Annotated in this window: 17 protein-coding genes and 3 pseudogenes; 12 read left to right on the top strand and 8 right to left on the bottom strand. The window is 35.3% G+C overall.

Annotated features, from left to right (window positions below; all coding sequences use genetic code 11):
- The first annotated feature begins 211 nt into the window (after window positions 1-211).
- The 3 genes and pseudogenes from RCG17_RS03225 (at window position 212) to RCG17_RS03215 (ending at window position 3,116) form a co-directional block, all read left to right on the top strand.
- Complete coding sequence (locus tag RCG17_RS03225; protein ID WP_308173836.1) at window positions 212-1,492, top strand: ArsB/NhaD family transporter; 1,281 nt, start codon at window positions 212-214, stop codon at window positions 1,490-1,492.
- Between the two features lie 117 nt (window positions 1,493-1,609).
- Window positions 1,610-2,856, top strand: a pseudogene (locus RCG17_RS03220) (TrkH family potassium uptake protein).
- 98 nt (window positions 2,857-2,954) lie between these two features.
- Window positions 2,955-3,116 (top strand): hypothetical protein, encoded by a 162-nt coding sequence (locus RCG17_RS03215; RefSeq protein ID WP_308173835.1) that lies wholly within the window; start codon window positions 2,955-2,957, stop codon window positions 3,114-3,116.
- Window positions 3,117-3,149: 33 nt separating this feature from the next.
- Here the strand turns inward: RCG17_RS03215 and RCG17_RS03210 are convergent, their stop codons facing one another.
- Entirely contained in the window at window positions 3,150-3,332 is a 183-nt protein-coding gene (locus tag RCG17_RS03210; protein ID WP_308173834.1) for an H-type small acid-soluble spore protein, read from the bottom strand.
- Window positions 3,333-3,472: 140 nt separating this feature from the next.
- Between RCG17_RS03210 and RCG17_RS03205 the strand changes: the two genes are divergently transcribed.
- Window positions 3,473-3,772 (top strand): late competence development ComFB family protein, encoded by a 300-nt coding sequence (locus RCG17_RS03205; RefSeq protein ID WP_308173833.1) that lies wholly within the window; start codon window positions 3,473-3,475, stop codon window positions 3,770-3,772.
- A gap of 39 nt (window positions 3,773-3,811) precedes the next feature.
- Here RCG17_RS03205 and RCG17_RS03200 read toward each other — a convergent pair whose 3' ends face one another.
- Window positions 3,812-4,000 carry a hypothetical protein gene (locus RCG17_RS03200; RefSeq protein ID WP_308173832.1) on the bottom strand — a complete coding sequence of 63 codons (189 nt, stop codon included), beginning with the start codon at window positions 3,998-4,000 and terminating at the stop codon, window positions 3,812-3,814.
- 353 nt (window positions 4,001-4,353) lie between these two features.
- On the opposite strand from RCG17_RS03200, the gene RCG17_RS03195 reads away from it, so the two are divergent.
- Window positions 4,354-6,309 carry a lipoteichoic acid synthase gene (locus tag RCG17_RS03195; RefSeq protein ID WP_308173831.1) on the top strand — a complete coding sequence of 652 codons (1,956 nt, stop codon included), beginning with the start codon at window positions 4,354-4,356 and terminating at the stop codon, window positions 6,307-6,309.
- Window positions 6,310-6,541: 232 nt separating this feature from the next.
- Entirely contained in the window at window positions 6,542-7,054 is a 513-nt protein-coding gene (locus tag RCG17_RS03190) for an HD domain-containing protein (RefSeq protein ID WP_308173830.1), read from the top strand.
- Window positions 7,055-7,138: 84 nt separating this feature from the next.
- Here RCG17_RS03190 and RCG17_RS03185 read toward each other — a convergent pair whose 3' ends face one another.
- Both RCG17_RS03185 and RCG17_RS03180 read right to left on the bottom strand, forming a co-directional pair.
- Window positions 7,139-7,618 (bottom strand): hypothetical protein, encoded by a 480-nt coding sequence (locus RCG17_RS03185; RefSeq protein ID WP_308173829.1) that lies wholly within the window; start codon window positions 7,616-7,618, stop codon window positions 7,139-7,141.
- 147 nt (window positions 7,619-7,765) lie between these two features.
- Window positions 7,766-7,876, bottom strand: coding sequence for a YjcZ family sporulation protein (locus tag RCG17_RS03180; protein WP_308173828.1), 111 nt, complete (start codon window positions 7,874-7,876; stop codon window positions 7,766-7,768).
- 435 nt (window positions 7,877-8,311) lie between these two features.
- On the opposite strand from RCG17_RS03180, the pseudogene map reads away from it, so the two are divergent.
- A pseudogene (gene map, locus RCG17_RS03175) lies at window positions 8,312-9,053 on the top strand (type I methionyl aminopeptidase).
- Between the two features lie 169 nt (window positions 9,054-9,222).
- Entirely contained in the window at window positions 9,223-9,603 is a 381-nt protein-coding gene (locus RCG17_RS03170) for an acyl-CoA thioesterase (protein WP_308173827.1), read from the top strand.
- Here RCG17_RS03170 and RCG17_RS03165 read toward each other — a convergent pair.
- From RCG17_RS03165 to RCG17_RS03150, 4 genes and pseudogenes are all read right to left on the bottom strand, one after another.
- Window positions 9,600-10,367 carry a LamB/YcsF family protein gene (locus RCG17_RS03165; RefSeq protein ID WP_308173826.1) on the bottom strand — a complete coding sequence of 256 codons (768 nt, stop codon included), beginning with the start codon at window positions 10,365-10,367 and terminating at the stop codon, window positions 9,600-9,602. The genes RCG17_RS03170 and RCG17_RS03165 overlap by 4 nt on opposite strands.
- Before the next feature lie 11 nt (window positions 10,368-10,378).
- Window positions 10,379-11,380, bottom strand: coding sequence for a 5-oxoprolinase subunit C family protein (locus tag RCG17_RS03160; RefSeq protein ID WP_308173825.1), 1,002 nt, complete (start codon window positions 11,378-11,380; stop codon window positions 10,379-10,381).
- Window positions 11,380-12,098: pseudogene (gene pxpB, locus RCG17_RS03155) on the bottom strand (5-oxoprolinase subunit PxpB). Before pxpB ends, RCG17_RS03160 begins: the two are co-directional and overlap by 1 nt.
- 171 nt (window positions 12,099-12,269) lie before the next feature.
- Window positions 12,270-13,364, bottom strand: coding sequence for a putative glycoside hydrolase (locus RCG17_RS03150; protein ID WP_308173823.1), 1,095 nt, complete (start codon window positions 13,362-13,364; stop codon window positions 12,270-12,272).
- A 100-nt stretch (window positions 13,365-13,464) separates the two neighbouring features.
- Between RCG17_RS03150 and RCG17_RS03145 the strand changes: the two genes are divergently transcribed.
- From RCG17_RS03145 to RCG17_RS03130, 4 genes are all read left to right on the top strand, one after another.
- Entirely contained in the window at window positions 13,465-14,271 is an 807-nt protein-coding gene (locus tag RCG17_RS03145) for an MBL fold metallo-hydrolase (RefSeq protein WP_308173822.1), read from the top strand.
- A 70-nt stretch (window positions 14,272-14,341) separates the two neighbouring features.
- The gene (locus RCG17_RS03140; protein ID WP_308173821.1) at window positions 14,342-14,581 is read left to right on the top strand and encodes a glutaredoxin family protein; all 240 of its coding nucleotides are present in this window, start codon (window positions 14,342-14,344) and stop codon (window positions 14,579-14,581) included.
- 376 nt (window positions 14,582-14,957) lie between these two features.
- A complete protein-coding gene (locus tag RCG17_RS03135; RefSeq protein WP_308173820.1) occupies window positions 14,958-15,533 on the top strand; it encodes a hypothetical protein in 576 nt (191 codons plus the stop codon).
- 302 nt (window positions 15,534-15,835) lie between these two features.
- On the top strand, window positions 15,836-18,412 hold the full coding sequence (locus tag RCG17_RS03130) for an SH3 domain-containing protein (protein ID WP_308173819.1): 2,577 nt from the start codon (window positions 15,836-15,838) through the stop codon (window positions 18,410-18,412).
- The last annotated feature ends 142 nt before the right edge of the window (window positions 18,413-18,554 follow it).

The raw sequence follows: 18,554 nt of genomic DNA, 5'->3' as shown, positions 1-18,554 counted from the left end.
GTAACAATCATTAAAATAGAAAAAATATGAAGGGGCAAAGATATAATCCATGCAGAAGTTGGAAGGTATTTGTATACAATGGCAAAGTTTACATAATGTGTAATGAGTAGTATATTTTCCTTATAATTCATTTTAATAAAAAATTTTATTAATTGATACCTACTTTTATTAATTAATAAAACTCATGTATGAATTATAGGAGGAAGTTTTTATGGAGACTCAAAGCTTAATCGCACTAATAATATTTTTATTTACTTATGCGATGATAATTTCAGAACAGATCCATCGAACGACAATTGCTATGCTTGGCGGACTTTTAATGGTTGGGTTCGGTATTTTGGATCAAAAACAAGCCGTACAATATATTGATTTTAATACAATTGGTTTGTTAGTGGGGATGATGATTCTCGTGGGCATCACGGCACAAACTGGTGTATTTGAGTTTATTGCTGTTTGGTCAGCACAGAAAGTAAAAGGAAGCCCTATTAAAATCTTAATTGCTTTAAGCTTGTTTACCGCTCTTGCTTCAGCATTTTTAGATAATGTTACAACCGTTTTGTTGGTTGTTCCAGTAACATTTAGTATTACATACCAATTAAAGGTTCCGCCTATTCCATTTTTGCTGTCGGAAATCTTTGCTTCAAATATTGGCGGTACGGCTACGATGATTGGCGACCCGCCTAATTTAATGATTGGTAGTGCAGTTAAAGAACTGACTTTTTTATCATTTATCGATAACCTGGCACTAATAAATTTTGTTATCTTAATTGTGACAGTTCTTATTTTGGCGTTTATTTACAGAAAAAAATTAAAAACTACCAATGAGCTAAAGGATCATTTACTTGCAAAAAGTGCACATATGGAACTTCAGGATCAGGTTTTATTACGCAAATGTTTATTCATTATTTCGCTGACATTACTAGGATTTTTTATTCACCAATTACTTCATGTTGAAACAGCTACCATTGCGCTAATTGGAGCTTTTCTGCTGCTTCTGTTAACCGGTGATAAATATTTGGTTCATGCACTTGAAAAGGTAGAATGGACCACTCTTTTCTTTTTCATTGGGTTATTTGTGATTGTCGGCGGTTTAGTTGAAACCGGCTTAATCGAAGCATTAGCAAAAAAAGCGATCAGGCTAACTGGGGGAGAATTAACTTCATCCACATTTCTAGTCTTATGGATGAGTGCGCTCATATCAGCATTTGTTGATAATATTCCATTTGTTGCAACCATGATTCCCCTTATTAAAGAAATGGGGCATTTAGGGATCCAAAATCTTGATCCACTCTGGTGGAGTTTATCTCTTGGAGCTTGTTTGGGTGGAAATGGAACATTAATCGGAGCGAGTGCAAACTTAGTTGTTGCAGGTTTAGCTGCAAAAAACGGTTATCATATTTCTTTTATGAAGTTTTTAGTGGTTGGTTTTCCATTAATGATTATTTCTATCTTAATTTCATCTATCTATATATATTTCCGTTATTTGTTGTAGAAAAATAAAAATTCGTTAGGAGGATGTAATGTGAGGAAAAAATTTTACTTTGCTCCCCCGCAAGTCCTTGTTTTAGGTTTTGGGGGAATTATCCTTATAGGTGCTATTCTCTTGACAATGCCTGTTGCTACAACGGACGGTAAGGGGTTATCTTTTTTAAATGCTTTGTTTACATCAACTTCCGCTACTTGTGTGACTGGATTAGTGGTGGTGGACACGGGGACGGCTTTTACACTTTTTGGACAGTTAGTCATTTTGTGCCTGATCCAAATAGGCGGTCTCGGGTTTATGACATTTGCTACTTTATTTGCGCTTTTAGTCAGAAAAAGGATTTCTCTTAAAGAAAGATTATTGCTTCAAGAATCACTTAACAATTTATCGATGGAGGGGATTGTAAGGTTAGCGAGAAGGATATTAATTTTTACAGCAGTGATTGAATTAATTGGAGCCATATTGCTTTCAATCCGCTTCTCTTTCGATATGCCGTTAGGAAAAGCAATTTACTATGGGATTTTTCATTCTATTTCAAATTTTAATAATGCTGGATTTGATTTGATGGGGGAATTCCATAGTCTGACGGATTATGTGGTAGATCCTACAGTTACCCTGACGATTTGTTCGTTAATTATCCTAGGGGGAATCGGTTTTATTGTTATGAATGACATTTTTGAGTATAAAAAGGTTCGCAGACTATCTTTACATACCAAAGTGGTCCTAGTCACCAGTCTAGTATTATTGATCACTGGGACCATTGGCATATATGTTTTGGAATTTTCTAACCCCAAAACATTAAAGCCACTATCTTTGACTGGGAAAATTTTAGCCTCGATCTACCAATCCGTAACCCCTAGAACTGCAGGTTCAAATACAATCAATATTGGTGATATGACACAATCTTCATTGTTATTGACAATCATATTAATGTTTATTGGTGCATCTCCTGGTTCAGCAGGAGCGGAATAAAAACGACAACTTTTACCACGTTGGTTGGGGCAGTTTGGTCCCAAATTCGAGGTAAAGAAGATGTGATTTTTTTCAGGCAGCGTATTGTGTATGAAACCATTTATAAGGCTTTAACGGTTACGTTGGCTGGTGTGTTTGTTGTGTTATTTGTAACGATGATTTTAACCATTACTGAACACGGAAAAAACTTCCTTATGATATTGTTTGAATCGACATCCGCTTTTGCAACTGTTGGACTTTCGATGGGATTAACACCACATTTATCTTCTGTTGGCAAGGCTTTAATTATCTTATCAATGTTTGCAGGCAGGGTGGGGCCGCTAACAATTGCTTATGCAGTCACTGTCCGCCGTAATCCAGATGCCTTCCGATATCCTAAAGGTAAAATTATGATCGGTTAACAAAATACGAAAGTTCTTACATTTAGAAGCAAATGAGGTTTGATGGTTAATTTCAATGCTGTTGGAGTAAATTAATTTGAGAAAGGGGTGACTGATGAATGCCAAGAGGGAAAGAACTTGAACAATTGCCTGCTGGAAATGTAGCTCCTGGGGCAGGAAAAGACCAAGGGCGTTATCATAGAAAGATTTTAGAAAGCATTGAACAAAATGAACAGCCTCAACCAAGTGAAATATCCAAAGAAAATGAAGACATGATATAAGGCAGGATATCGTTCCTGCCTTTCTTGCTGCCATTATTCTTCTACAAGTTGATTAATTTCGACAATTGTGCTTTCTCCAAGATTCCCGCTCCTTAAATGAACCCTTGCGGTCCTACCATCTTCATTTAGTTGGTCAATCCAAATGGAAGTGCCATTATATTTTACCTCAATATCTGCAGAAGATGAGAGAATTTGCTGTACTCTATTAACATTCATGTTCATTCACTCCTTATCCAATACTAGTACTATTGTTCGTAACGGTCTTTGAAATCATTCATCAATTCTCCAAATGGGTAAAACAAATCTTGTTTTTAGTGTGTTAAAATACTTGTAGTATTGATGAAAGAGGGAAAGCCTTGAATAAGGAATATATTAATGTTATGGAAGAGATTGTATCTACACTTGTAACAGTTTTAATGATGAGTCCCGATTATCAAACTTTTTGTCATTGCCCTAAATGCAGAAGTGATATTATTTCATTAAGTTTAAATACACTGCCATGCCATTATGTAACAACAAAGGAAGGCAGAACGCATATTTTTGAAATGCTAAATACTGTGGAAAACCGAAAATGGATTAATAAGCGAATTATTTCAGCTATCCATACTGTTGGGAAGTATCCTCAGCATTCACAAAAAAGGTTAGAAGTTTTTTAAAGTATCATACGGAAAGTGGCCCTCTTTGAAGGCCACTTTTTATCTATTGTGTGGGAAATCAATTGTATTACCATTGATTGTACCTGAGTCATCTATCTCTGTGAGTGACTCCAGGTATTGCTGCAATTCTTTTTGCAGTTTTTGGGGAGCGCCTTCCCTTAAATGCCAATTTCCTGGTTCATCGACAAAATATGGACTTTTCGTAAAATCGGGTTGTGCTTTTGGCAAGATTGTTCCTTCTTTCTATGCATCGGTATTTGTGAGGATTTCGTTGTTTTTATGAAAATTTTCTCTATTATTTTTTTACAACATTCACTAAAATATTTGATCAAAACAAGAAAAAAGAAAAAATTAGCGATAAAATTCTTATTGCACTGTTTATAGGGCGGGTTTATGATATTCAAAAGATAAGTTAATAAAATAAACAAGCTAAAAACAAGCTCTCCATCATTGGTGCTCGAAAAATAGGGAATGAGTTGATGGATTACCATTATTTTTGTTTTTATTTTTTTTGTAAAGTATGATATAGTAGTTTAGGTTCTTTTACCGTAGCATTGGTAAGTGAGAGGAGAATCAATAAAATGGGAAATCCTAAATTTTGGCAACGATTAAACAAAAGCCATCTTACTTTCTTTGGTATTGCTGTTATCCTTTTTTGGCTAAAAACATATGTTGCCTATTCAATTGAGTTTAAATTAGGAATTGATAATAACTTACAAAAATTCTTATTGGCAATAAATCCAATTAGTTCTGCATTATTCTTTTTCGGGTTGGCCCTTCTTTTTAAAAAAGGGACAAAACTCGTTCTGATCATCATGAACTTTTTATTGTCTTTCTTACTTTATGCCAATATTGTTTATTACCGCTTTTTCAACGATTTTATTACAGTACCAGTTATTATGCAGGCAAAAACGAATACTGGACAACTTGGGGATAGTGCCTTATCTCTAATGTCACCGTTTGATATTTTTTATTTTACAGATACGGTTCTTTTGATTTTCTTAGCCTTAAAATTATTCAAAAAGGTTACCGTGACAAATCGGAAATCATTCAAGGTTGTTTTGTTGTTTTCAATAACGGTCTTTTTATTTAATCTTGGGCTTGCTGAGAAAGACCGCCCGCAATTATTATCAAGATCCTTTGACCGAAACTATTTAGTGAAATATTTAGGAGCTTACAATTTTACGATTTACGATATTATTCAAAACATCAAGTCTTCAAGTCAGCGTGCATTGGCTAGCGAAAGTGACATTACAAATGTTGAGAACTATCGTAAAGCAAATTATACACCGCCAAATCCTGCTTATTTCGGTAAGGCTAAAGGCATGAACGTTATTTACGTTTCGTTAGAGTCTTTCCAAAACTTTATGATTAATTACAAGTTAAATGGACATGAAGTGACTCCATTCTTAAATTCGCTTGCAAATGATGGTGAAACCTTCTATTTTGATAATTTTTATCATCAAACAGGACAAGGAAAAACGTCCGATGCTGAATTCTTAATGGAAAATTCCCTATATCCTCTGTCCCAAGGTGCTGTTTTTATTAACAAAGCACAAAACACATATCAGGCTACACCAGCTATATTGAAGGGGTACGGTTATAATTCTGCCGTATTCCATGGTAATTACAAAACGTTCTGGAATCGGAATGTTATGTATAAGGCGCTTGGGTACGATCAGTTCTTCGATGCAGAGTATTATGATATGAGCGGCACAAATGTGAAAAACTATGGAATGAAGGATATTCCTTATTTTAAAGAATCTATGCCAATGTTAGAAAAGCTAAAACAGCCTTTCTATACCAAGTTTATTACATTGTCTAATCACTTCCCATTTGAAATGGATCCAGGGGATACGGATTTCCCTGCAGGCGATTTTGGTGATTCTGTTGTCAATAATTATTTCCAATCTGCCCATTACATGGATGAATCTTTAAAAGAGTTCTTTGACTATCTAAAAGCAGATAAATTGTATGATCATACCATTATTGTTTTGTATGGTGACCATTATGGAATATCGGAAAACCACAATGAAGCAATGAAGAAAGTATTAGGCGTTGATCAAATTACACCAACACTAAACGCACAATTACAAGAGGTTCCATTGTTTATCCATGTTCCTGGTGTAAAAGGCGGCGTTCAGCACCAGTATGGTGGAGAAGTGGATGTTCGGCCAACATTGCTTCACTTATTAGGAATCGATACAAAAGACTACATGGAATTTGGCTCTGATTTATTATCTCAGACGCATCGCAATTGGGCCTTGTTCAGAAATGGTGATTTTGTTTCTCCAAATGTAACACAAGTGAATGAAAAGTGTTATTCGACATCTACAGGGTTATTAGAAAAAGATAATAATGGCTGTAAAGCTATATACAATAATGTGAAGACCGAATTGCAAATGTCCGATGAGGTTGTCACTAGAGATTTATTACGTTTCTATAAGCCAAGCGGGTATAAACCAATTAATCCAAATGACTATGAGTATTTAGGACCAAAAGGTGCTAAAAATGCAAAGCCTTCTAAAGCTAACTAGAGTGAAGATCATCTTCGCTCTCTTTTTTTTGAGTTATGCTAAGTACTGAACAATATGCAATCAGAGCAGGCTGTCATAAATCAAAACACTAATCAGAATATGTTTAAGCAGTTACTTATAGTAACTGTCTTTTTTATAAATTAATGTCATAAAAACTGTCAAAATAGTGGCGTTTGAAGTTGGATATATAATATAATAATTGTTAAAAAATCTGAAAAAGGGGGAGAATCTTTTGAGAGATGTAACACTGCTAAATATTTTTGAACATCATATAGCCCAAAAATTCTTAAACCGTTCAGGCTTGGCACATGCAATTGCCGTTTCCTATCACGCTTTTCATTTGGCAAAAGAACATAATTTAGATGTAGATATTGCGGCAAAATCCGGGCTCCTCCATGACATGGGCCATTATACTTGGTATAAAAATGGTAAATGGGATTATGATCTTTACAGACAAAATGATATACATCCGATAAAAGGGGCAGAAAGGGCACATAAGTTATTAATTAGACTTGGTGAAAACCCTATAAAGGCTAAAACGATTGCACTTGCTATTTTATTTCATACTGATTCATTTTTACCTTCTAATGATATTGTAAGAACTCCCTTACAACAAATTGTTAAATTGGCAGATGAAAAGGATGAAGAAGAAGGCGGATTGCACCATTACCGAAAAATTGACTTCAACCGTGCAAAACGAAGCATTATCCGTTTAGACGAATTAATTGATCAAAGCCTATCTTAATTATTTTTTTTTAAAACAAAAAAAGCTGTCCAATTCTTGAATTGGTACAGCCAAACTAATTATATATGTTGTTTTGGACCTTACTTAAACTCGGTGAAATCCATCTTCTGTTAAATATTCTTCTGCCTCTTCATATGTATCAAAAGTTGCATCAAGGTTTAAACCAAAATAAATATTCCAAGCCTCATTTTCGAAGATGACAATTAGTTGTTGTTTTTCTTGATTGATCCACCGCTCTTCCTGGTTTTCTCCTACGATTGCTTGTTCAGCAATTGTTTGTTGTTTAACTACTGTTAGGGATTGAATGGCTTCAGAAATAATTTCTTTTAATTCCTTTTCAGAGAAATCTCGGATATTGGTCATACCCTTTTCGTCTGTTTCATATTTTGTCAGTTGTCCGGAATACACAAAACCATTCCCATTTGGGTGAAGATGATAGATAATATTTTTCTTATCAGACAGACTGTTATTTAATTGGAAATTAACTCGTCCCAGTGACACGTTTTTTCGTTCCAGTTCAGGGAACGTTTCAATAATAGCTAATTTTTCAGAAAAAGTAAGCATAGTTTCCTCCAATATTTGAGTAAAGTATAAATTTATCATTTCTAATTTACCATGAAAGATACATTTTGGTTAATATAATTCTCAAATTACAAAAAGCGCCCGCATGGCGCTTTTTATTTTATGGGCAAGAGCGGCCCAATTTTCTTATTAATAAATGTAAGCAGATCCTACAATGATGAGGAGAAGGAACAATACTACAATTAATGCGAAGTTATTGTTTCCTGCGTTTCCACCACCGTCTCCATGAGTACGACTCATACAAAACACCTCCCTAATAAGCTTACTCTATACTATGAAAAAACGTGTCCAATAGTTTGGACGAAGTACCACATGTATTAACTTTATATAAAAAAAGGCAGAATCTCAATTTCAATAATCAATAGAGTACCAGAAAAGATGTATTTCTGGTTTTTCAGAAAAAGGGGATTTTGTAAAATACATAGAATACTATTAGTATCATGGATTGCGAATAATGCAGTGGTTGAAAAAATAGGCCAAAAATAATTTCTCAGGAAAACAGCTCAAAGTGATTTGGCTGTTTTCATTATTTTCTAAGGAAATAAAAAACAAAAAGACAACTTTACTTGGTTGTTTTTCTGTATAGAAACTTGTAACCTTTATGGAATAACAGCTAAAATATAAATCGTGTTAAGTTTATTTTAAAAAAATCATAAAAAGTAAGTAGGGAAAATAATGATTGCAAAAACAGCAGATGATTTTGAAGGTTTGAAGGAAATTGGAAGGATTTGTGCTGCTATTCGGGATGAATTGGTAAAGAACACTAAATCTGGGATAACAACAAAAGAATTAGATGAAATGGCTAAGGAACTTTTTGACAAGGAAGGTGCTGTTTCCGCTCCTAAAGGGGTATATGACTTTCCAGGGTATACTTGTATTAGTGTGAATGAAGAAGTTGCACATGGTATTCCCTGGAGACTGGGTGATCCAAGAAGGGGATGTTGTAAATATTGATGTCTCCGGTTCAAAGAATGGCTATTTTGCTGATACTGGGATCTCCATCGTTGTCGGTGAAGGAGATGAATTATTAAAGAATATGTGTCAGGTGGCCAAAGAGGCATTTGAAGAAGGGATTAAAAAAGCAATCCCCGGCTCCAAAAAAAGCAGGATTGGGAAAGTGGTTTATCAAACTGCCAGAAAACGAGGATTCACGGTTATTAAAAACCTAACTGGACATGGAATTGGCAGATCTATTCATGAATCGCCTGAGTACATCTTTAACTATTTTGAAACAGAGGGTGATGAATTACTGAAGGAAGGAATGGTTATCGCGGTAGAGCCATTCATCTCGACCCTTGAAGAGGAAGTTTTTGAAAAAGGTGATGGCTGGACCTATATCACCGAAAAAAGCTTTGTCGCACAATATGAACATACGATGATTTTGACAAAAGACGGGCCAATTATTATTACCTTATAATAAGTAGAACATTTTGACTGAAAAAGTTCTCCCAAAAAATATTAAATTTAACATGGTCGTTAATAAACTTTATTGACGACCATAAAATATCAAATGAGTGCGAATGGCTATTGATTATAGTAGTGTTATAGAATAGTAGCGAATTTGTGAATGAAGGAGTGTGCAATAATTGGCTTTTTCAGAATTACAAGTTGTTGCAGAATCTAATTACTGGCATGTTAGCAATGTTACCTTGTTTGGTTATTTGGATCAGGCACGAAAAGTGTGGTATGAATATTGCAATTCATTTGGATCCCAACCATTGGTGGTGAATATTAACATAAACTACAATCAAGAAGCTTTTGATAACGAGAGACTCTACATTCGAACAAAGATTGATCGAGTAGGGAATTCAAGTCTTACTTTAAAACAAATAATTTTAAATGAACAAAAAGATCCTATCGTTACTGCTGATGCTATTATTGCACTCATTGATTTACAAACAAGACAAAAGTTTAGCATACCTTCAGAAATTAGAAGATTGATGGATCAAGATATATCCATCAGTTAAACAAAATTACTAACTTTTGTAACGGTGATTTCAGACATATTTAGGCAGGAAGAGATGAATCTGGCAAAATCGAGTGCACTCACGCTATCTCCATGAATACAGACTGTATCTGCTTTAATCGATATCTCTTTACCTGAAGAAGCTGCGACTTTATTTTGTTTAATCATCCTAATGACTTGATTAACGGCCAAACTCTGTTCTTTAATAAGGGAATTGGCCTCACGCCTCGATGTTAATGATCCATCCTCCTGATAAGTTCGGTCGGCGAAAACTTCACTCGCTGTGCGTAGACCGACTTTTTTTCCAGCTTCAATAAGCTCACTTTCGGCTAAACCAAAAAGGATCAAATCAGGTTCAACCCGATAAGTGGCTTCGGCAATTGCCTCGGATATAGGGAAACTTTTAGCGGCCATGTTATACAAAGCACCGTGTGGTTTAACATGCTGAAGTTTTCCACCTTCCGATTTGACAAATGCTTGAAGGGCACCAATTTGGTAGATGACTAAATCGTAAACCTCTTCAGTAGAAATGTCGATTGCTCTTCTTCCAAAGCCAGCCAAATCAGAAAAACCTGGATGTGCGCCAATACCAACATGCTTTTCTAAAGCCATTTTTACCGTTTTACGCATTGTACTTGGGTCTCCCGCATGAAAACCGCAAGCGATATTGGCTGAAGTCACATAATCAAGAATTTCTTCATCTCTGCCGAGTTTGTAGATCCCGAAGCTTTCCCCCAGATCACAATTAATATCGATATTAACCATCGTACACTCTCCTAACAATATTTTAACTCGATTGCTTTTTTTAGCCGTTTAATCTCTTGTTCTCTTTCGATATAAAGTAGCTGTGCCTCTTCATGAGATATCTTTATAAAGGAAAGGAAATTTCCTGGTTTTGCTTGGGCAACCACAGGTAAATCGACAGTGATGATCTGAGCAATCCTTGGATATCCACCAGTTGTCTGCCGATCAGCTAAAAGAACGATTGGGTTCCCGTCAGCGGGAACCTGGATGGTCCCAAAACAAACAGCCTCAGACAACATTTCAAACTGTTTTTCTAAAAAAAGCGGGGAACCATGGATGCGGTAGCCCATTCGGTCCGATTTACTTGTAATCAGATAGCTTTCTTGGAAAAACTTTTTCTGACTCTCTTTAGAAAATAAATCGAATTCCCTTCCTGTTATGACACGTACAATACGGTTATTTTTATATTTTGGAAATAGACCAGAATCTACAAACCAATTTAGCTCAAGGTATTGATTTGAGACGGTTTTTTTAGATAATGCACTGATTATTTTTTGTGTTGTTGAACTTGGTGATTGTAACAAAAGCTTGTCACTGCTTTTTAGCTTTCTGCCATGAAAGCCGCCAATTTTAGCACGTAAATACGTAGAATAACTATTCATCACAATCGGAACATCAAAACCGCCGGCCACTGCTAAATAAGCACGAGCTCCATTATGAGCTATCCCAAAATCAAGTATACTTCCCTTTTTGACGAAAATTGGACGAAATAAGCGGACTATATCCCCATTTATAGTCGGAGTAAAATCTGCACCGCAAATTGAAATAAGTAAATCTGTTTCAAACCTAAGTGATGGTCCAATAAGTGTAATTTCCATGCCTGCTTGATTTTCCTGATTTCCCACTAATAAATTTGCGATCCGAAAAGCAATTTGATCCATTGCTCCACTTGTAATAACTCCGTATTTTTGAAATCCAGATCTGCCAAGATCTTGAATAGTGGTAAGGAGTCCAGGCTTTAAAATGGTGATCATCAGATTATCTCCTCCAGCTCAAGATACTCTTTCAGGCTAATGGCTTTAAATTTAATTCGATCTCCTGCCCGTAACAAACTAGGAATTTTATGATTTGGACGAAATAAATTAACGGGTGTTCTTCCAATTATTTGCCAGCCACCGGGGGTTTCAATGGGATAGATCCCTGTTTGGTTTCCAGCAATTCCAACCGACCTAGCCGGAATGTTTAGTCGCGGTGTCTCTCTTCTAGGTGCAGCTATTTTGTCAGACATTCCCCCAAGATAGGGAAATCCCGGTGAAAAACCGATCATATACACTAAATAATCACCACTTGTATGGATTCTGATTACTTCGTCTGTAGATAAACCGTTATAGTCAGCAACAAAGGATAAATCAGGCCCAAATTCGCCATCGTAACAAATTGGAATCTCGATGATTTGTTGCCCAATTGATTGATGAATATTAAGTTTTGCGATCATTTGATGCAGTTCATTACAAACATAGTCATAGGGGAACTGAAATGAACTGCCTGTAAATGGGACCTTCAGCGGATCATAAAAAATAGCAACTGTTTGAAATGAGGGAATATATTCATTCATCCAAACAGGGGGGAAAGATCTAAATGAGTGACGATCGTCTGGATTATTTTATGTGATTGATTACAATCTCTGTCTCCACTAAGTTGTAGGATGACAGCGGTATCACTTAAGGGGTAAAAACAAACGTGAAATTCCACAACTATCACCACATTCCGTTAAAATTAAACATCAATTTTTGAAAAATTAATGCAGTTCAAAAGAATGGTTAAATTATACTTTAAGTATCGAAATAGTCAATCATTTTCAATTAAGAAAAAAATAAAAACCAATAACACCAAAAGGGTGTGTATTGGTTTTGTCCTTCTGACTTAAAAAGGCGTATAGTCTACATTTGAAGTATATTCATTTCTACTGTTCCATATTAAATATTCATTGATTCCTTCTGAATGCAAGGCCCGTATTTGATCTTCAACTTCTTTTTTACGATAAACTTTAAAGTTACCTTGCCCCAGCCATGTGGCAGTAAAGTCTTGCAGCCATGGCCTGGAAATTGGGGGATGTTTTAATAATTCTAAACGGCTTTTTTCTAATTTAGAATATTCCTTAACTAATCGGAATGGCTCCAAATCTGGCTTTTCGATTCCAAAGTGTTTAGACCAATGGCTCGGGTAGATCATTGCAGAAATAACATCAACATTTTCAGCGATTTTAGAAAAATTTTGACCAATTCCACGTGCTTCTGGAATAACAGTTGAGTTACCAAAAACATCTACTGATAATTTTACATGATATGGCTTTAATTGTTTACGTGCATAATTTACAAATTGTGTAATAGCATTGACTCTATTTAGTTCGTCCTCTTTACCAAATTTCACCTTTTTATAGCTTAATGAAGCCTCGAAGGTTTCGAATTTTTCTGGAAAACGAACATAATCAAATTGTATTTCTTTAAAACCAAGTTTGGCAGCTAGAATTGCAATTCCAATATTGTAATCCCATACTTCCTTTAAGAAAGGATTGATAAACGCATCACCTTTTGAATTTCTCCATATACCATTTGTAGTTCTGAAAGAGATATCGGGATTTTTAGCTGCTAACGTGGTATCTTTAAAAGCAACTATTCTCGCAATTGGATAGATGCTATGCTTGTTTAAAGTTTTTATTAAAACAGCAGGGTCTGTAATAAATGGACGACTAATCGAATAATAAGGTGAATTTTTTGAGGGAGTGAAGGTAAGCCTGCCCTCATCATCTTTAATATCGATCACCATAGCATTTAAATCGGTTTGATTAACAAGAGAAAGTAATTTTTCAAATTGTGGACCTTTTGTATGGGAGGCTGTGACATAAATACCCCTGATAGGCTGTTGTGTGGTATGATTAGTGGCGAAGGTAATGTCTATTGATGGTCCTATAAAAATTCCAAACAGTACAAACACTATTAATAATACTTGCTTCACCATATATTCACCAGCTTCTGCTATAATTTTTTATTATCCTTCTCATATCCAACAAGCTGTATTCTTTTTTTTACATTAAAAACTTGGAGGCTGTTAAGTTCCAATGATCATTTTTAGTGAAAACAATATTACAGTATTCCAAAGTACAATTTTTAAGATGAATTCGACAGTCGTGGTCACAAAGGACCTTGTCCTTGTCGTTGACCCAGGTTATCTGCCAAATGAAATCAATGAAATACAACAGTTTGTGGAAACAGTTAAACAGGACAAGCCTATTTTTCTATTTTTTACCCACTCCGATTTTGACCATATCGTTGGGAACGGGGCTTTTCCAAATGCTAATAAGATTGCCAGCAGACAGTTTGTTAATAGTAGTATGAAAAATAAGCAATTAAAAGACATAATCAGCTTTGATGATGATTTATATATTGACCGTGAATATAAGATTGAATACCCGATAATCAATTATATAATCCAAGCAGATGGGCAGGAGCTTCAAATTCGGGGTACTAAAATTACGTTTTACCAGGCATTTGGCCATACCAATGATGGTCTATTTGCAGTTATTGAAAACGATAATTTATTAATTGCTGGTGATTACCTGTCTGATTTAGAATTTCCATTTGTGTATCATAGCTTTTCGGAATACGAAAAAACATTGGCATCTTTTGGACGTGTTACCCAGGAAAAAAGTAACTGGATTTTAGTTCCCGGACATGGGAGTGTAACAACGGATGGACGTGAAATTCAGGAGAGAATTGATACATCAATTGACTATTTTACACTACTTAAAAACGAACATAATGATTATGCTTTTAAAAGGTTTCTTTTAGAAAAAGGCTATAACCACAGAACCAATCTTTTCAAAAGACACGAAGAAAATCTTATCGTATGGAATGGGCAAAAGTAACTCCCCTAAAATAAAGTTAGATGATTGAAGTTATAAAAGAAAAATCTTATGAATTAAGGAGAACTTTTTTATGAAAAAACAAGTAATTGTTTATTCAGCAGAAGGCTGTATAGAATGTTCAATGGTCAAAAAGGTATTAACTGAAGAGAATATTCCATTTGAGGTAAGAGACGTGTTAACGAACCCTGAATATCAAAAGGAAGTTGAAAAGTATGGCTTTTTAGGAATACCAGTTACAGTTGTTGAGGATAAAGCCGTAAAAGGATTTAACAATCAACTGCAAGAACTAATTATATTAGCAAAAAAATAAAAGTATCGGAATAGTTCCGGTACTTTTTTTATGCTCTTGGTTAATAATCCTTACATCTTAAATTCATCATCTATCTTATCGGTAATGGTGCAGGATGGGCATTTGAATGGGGGGAGTTGGAAGGTACAATGGGCAGCATCGCTATGATTTCCTCCGCAGTGTTTCTCTCAATAATCACTCCTCTATTTATCTTTGTGACAAATTCCGTGTAAATTATAGGACTTTTTTATTAAAATATGAAGCATTTGTGGATTTATGGAAGAAAAGGAAGGATTTTTGATTTTGAAAAAGAACTATATTATTACAGTTTTCAATTAATTTACCGAATTAGGATGTAGATTTTTTTTTCATCCATGTGAGAAAGAAGGTATATAATATGAGCGAAAATTTTTTTGCGGATTATAAAAAGTTTATTGTCGAACCAGAAAATAGTAATCTAACTTATAAAGATGTGTATGACCCCCAAAATTATGCTGCGTATTATATATTAACCTTGTCTATTTTTAATTCACGATTAACATCCTGGAGAGAGGCAAGTAAATATGAAATAGATGTTGAAAAAAGTATTAAAACAGTTCTTGCTGATTTCAATAAAAAACAGCAAGGCACATATCATCTTCAATTGTTGGAATTGGATAAGTTTAAAAACTATTTTATATTGGCTTTATCCACCAAAACAAAATTCGAGCCTAATGAAGAGAATGATCGTATTTCCATTATTATTGACAAATTGCTGACGAATCCATTTTATGTTAGCCAAAACTGGTTTAACATGATTGGGGAAAAAGGCAGGGTAGAACGGAAACTTTTTTGCTGGTCCTATAGAGAATATATTGTCACGAACAAAGAAACCTCGGTAATAGACGAAAAATGTGAAAATATAAGTGAAATAATCCCCAAAAGTAGTGAAATCAAGCTTGTTAAACGCACATTAATAAGAGATGTACTCTAAAAATCTTCTGAAAAATATGCAAAATACTTCCAAATATAACCGCAAATGAATTTAAAAGAACATCCTTTTTGCGGTTTCTATCCCTTTTTCTTATAAAACGCCTAAAGTGGAGAAATCATCATAATACTAATGACATTTATCCTGGATAAAGATTATTTTGTCGTTAAATTTTCTTTTTTTTTGTACTACATAGCTATATTAATCTATTTAATATGGTAAAATTTATCTAATTATATTTTTATACATAGTTTTATAGTAATATATTCATATTTTAACATTAATTTAATATTGGAGGAGGAATTATGGAAAGGGCCATCATGATAAAAAGGGCACAAAAACATAAGAAAAAAGGAAGTGTTGTTCAAAAAGCGATACTGCCTTCAGTTTGTTTTGCTGCCTTTTCTACAATTGCTTTTGAAAAGGAAATATTTGCGGCTCAAACTAATCCGGTACAAATGACAGTCAATGGTTCTCAAAAATATGTCAATGTAAACAGTGGTACATTAAATTTACGGTCAAGCGCTTCATCGGGGGCGTCCATTATTGCAACACTAGCAAAAGGCACAGTCGTAACCGTATATTCAGAAGCAAATGGCTGGGCAAAAGTAAATGCCAATGGAAAAGATGGGTATGTAAGTTCAAGCTTTTTATCTGCAACGAACCCAAATGCAAGTAATCCTGCAAGTTCGACTGTCACGTCAACAACTAAATATGTCAATATAAGCAGTGGTACGTTAAATCTGCGGTCAAGCGCTTCACCGAGGGCGTCCATTATTGCAACACTTACAAAAGGAACAACCGTAACTGTTTATTCAGAAGCAAATGGTTGGGCAAAAGTGAATGCCAATGGAAAAGATGGGTATGTAAGCTCCAGTTTTTTATCGAACACTAATCCAAACAGCACAGGAAATAGTTCAACAGCTGTTCAAACAACTGCACCTGCAAACGTTTCTGCTCCGTCCACAAAATATGTTAATGTAACCAGCGGTTCATTAAATATGCGGAATAGCCCTTCAACTAGTGCATCAATCATTGTTAAACTTGCAAAAGGAACAAGTGTACAGGTATATTCGGAAGCAAATGGCTGGGCAAAAATTGTAGTGTACGGACAGACAGGCTATGTTAATTCGGACTATTTATCTGATACCGGTCAGAGTTCTACTAATAGTAATGCAACTGCAGTCCAACAAACCGTGACTGAATATGTAAATGTCAGCAGCGGCTCCTTGAATTTAAGATTAAGTAACTCTGTAAGCTCGGGAGTATTAACAAAGTTAGGAAATGGTACAGAAATACAAGTACTTTCCTCATCAAGCGGCTGGGCAAAGATCCAAGTGAATGGCAAGACAGGCTATGTTAGTACAGACTATCTTACCGAAACAAAACCAAATACTAGTACACAGCAAGAACAACAGGTTGTAACCAAATATGTAAATGTAAGTTTGGGGTCAAGCCTGAATATGAGAAAAAGTCCATCCGTGAATTCATCTATTATTGTAAAAATTGCCAGAGGTGTTGAGGTAACTGTTTTATCAGAAGCAAATGGTTGGGCAAATATAGAGGCTTACGGACAAACTGGATATGTGAGCACAGAGTTTTTGTCCCCAACAAACACTAATGCTGGGACTGACACAAGTAACAATAACAACAATAACGGAGCAACTATCCCGACGTCAGCTAATAATAGCGGAACTGACCTTACCACAGGAAATAGTTCAGGCACGACAACTAATAACAGTATAAATAAATACGTAAATGTTATTTACGGGTCAAGTTTAAATATGCGTTCATCTGCTGCAACAGACTCATCAATCATTACGAAACTTGCGAGAGGGACTGTAGTTTCAATTATTTCCGAAGAGAACGGCTGGTCCCGAATAACGGCTAATGGTGTGGAAGGCTATGTTAGTACGCAATATTTGTCTTCTACAGAACCCTTCGACCCAAGTCAAACTAACAGTACATCGGACACTGCATATGAAAGTTATGGAATTAGTTTAAGTGAGATGGTAAAGCTTCAAATGGAAGCAGACCCACAAACTGACAAGAATTATGATACATACATAAGATCAGATGCTTTAACACTAACAAGTCCAACTAGCGGAACAGTAAAAGGTGCCGGGTGGAATGTAAGAGGGGGAGCTGGTCCTAGCTTTTGGGTGGTAGGTCAAGTCTCTAATTCAACATCCGTTCAGATCCTCTCAAAAGTAAAGGGTACGGATGGGTATGATTGGTATAGGATCAATTATGATAAAACTTGGGTTAATGCCAGTCCTGATGATGTTACATATTGTTTAGATCCCAATAATTTTGTTAATAGCAGTGTTGACTCTTTTCAATTCCTTAAGCTCTCTGTAACTGCCAACCTAGATTCAACAGAAGTTAATAATCGAATTCTGAATGGGAAAGGAATCTTACAAGGACAGGCAGCTGCATTCATAACTGCTGGAACTACCTATGGAGTTAATGAACTTTATTTAATTTCCCATGCTTTGTTAGAGACTGGTAATGGTACATCAAAACTGGCAAACGGTGTGGTCATCAATGGTAAAACTGTCTATAATATGTACGGAATCGGTGCATATGATACGGATCCTGTTAACAGTGGCGCCCAATATGCTTATAATGCAGGCTGGTATGCACCAGAGGATGCCATTATTGGCGGAGCTCAATTTATTGCTAAGGGATATATAAACGCAGGACAAGATACACTTTATAAAATGAGATGGAATCCAAGTTCTGCAGTAACAAATGGCTCTGCCACACACCAATATGCAACAGATATCGGCTGGGCGTCTAAACAAGTAAATCAAATTTACAATCTATATCAATTGTTAAATTCTTATAAACTTGTTCTGGATATTCCAAAGTATCAGTGAAAATAACAATGAAGGGCTTCCTATGGAGCCCTTTTTTGTGTTCTAAAATTATACAAGAAAAATAAAAATCGAATGATTCGACATTATTTATCAAAATACTACATATATTGATATTCTCTTAAAATATTAAAATGGTGTTTAC

The organism is Neobacillus sp. PS3-12, assembly GCF_030915385.1.
Taxonomy (GTDB): Bacteria; Bacillota; Bacilli; order Bacillales; family Cytobacillaceae; genus JAEVLT01.
Note: the sequence above shows the minus strand (reverse complement) of the source record. Positions and strands in the feature narration are given on the sequence as shown.

Coding starts and splice junctions, on each gene's coding strand:
- RCG17_RS03225 (WP_308173836.1), top strand. CDS start 212: ATGGAGACTCAAAGCTTAATCGCACTAATAATATTTTTATTTACTTAT.
- RCG17_RS03215 (WP_308173835.1), top strand. CDS start 2,955: ATGCCAAGAGGGAAAGAACTTGAACAATTGCCTGCTGGAAATGTAGCT.
- RCG17_RS03210 (WP_308173834.1), bottom strand. CDS start 3,332: ATGAATGTTAATAGAGTACAGCAAATTCTCTCATCTTCTGCAGATATT.
- RCG17_RS03195 (WP_308173831.1), top strand. CDS start 4,354: ATGGGAAATCCTAAATTTTGGCAACGATTAAACAAAAGCCATCTTACT.
- RCG17_RS03185 (WP_308173829.1), bottom strand. CDS start 7,618: ATGCTTACTTTTTCTGAAAAATTAGCTATTATTGAAACGTTCCCTGAA.
- RCG17_RS03180 (WP_308173828.1), bottom strand. CDS start 7,876: ATGAGTCGTACTCATGGAGACGGTGGTGGAAACGCAGGAAACAATAAC.
- RCG17_RS03165 (WP_308173826.1), bottom strand. CDS start 10,367: ATGGTTAATATCGATATTAATTGTGATCTGGGGGAAAGCTTCGGGATC.
- RCG17_RS03160 (WP_308173825.1), bottom strand. CDS start 11,380: ATGATCACCATTTTAAAGCCTGGACTCCTTACCACTATTCAAGATCTT.
- RCG17_RS03150 (WP_308173823.1), bottom strand. CDS start 13,364: ATGGTGAAGCAAGTATTATTAATAGTGTTTGTACTGTTTGGAATTTTT.
- RCG17_RS03145 (WP_308173822.1), top strand. CDS start 13,465: ATGATCATTTTTAGTGAAAACAATATTACAGTATTCCAAAGTACAATT.
- RCG17_RS03140 (WP_308173821.1), top strand. CDS start 14,342: ATGAAAAAACAAGTAATTGTTTATTCAGCAGAAGGCTGTATAGAATGT.
- RCG17_RS03135 (WP_308173820.1), top strand. CDS start 14,958: ATGAGCGAAAATTTTTTTGCGGATTATAAAAAGTTTATTGTCGAACCA.
- RCG17_RS03130 (WP_308173819.1), top strand. CDS start 15,836: ATGGAAAGGGCCATCATGATAAAAAGGGCACAAAAACATAAGAAAAAA.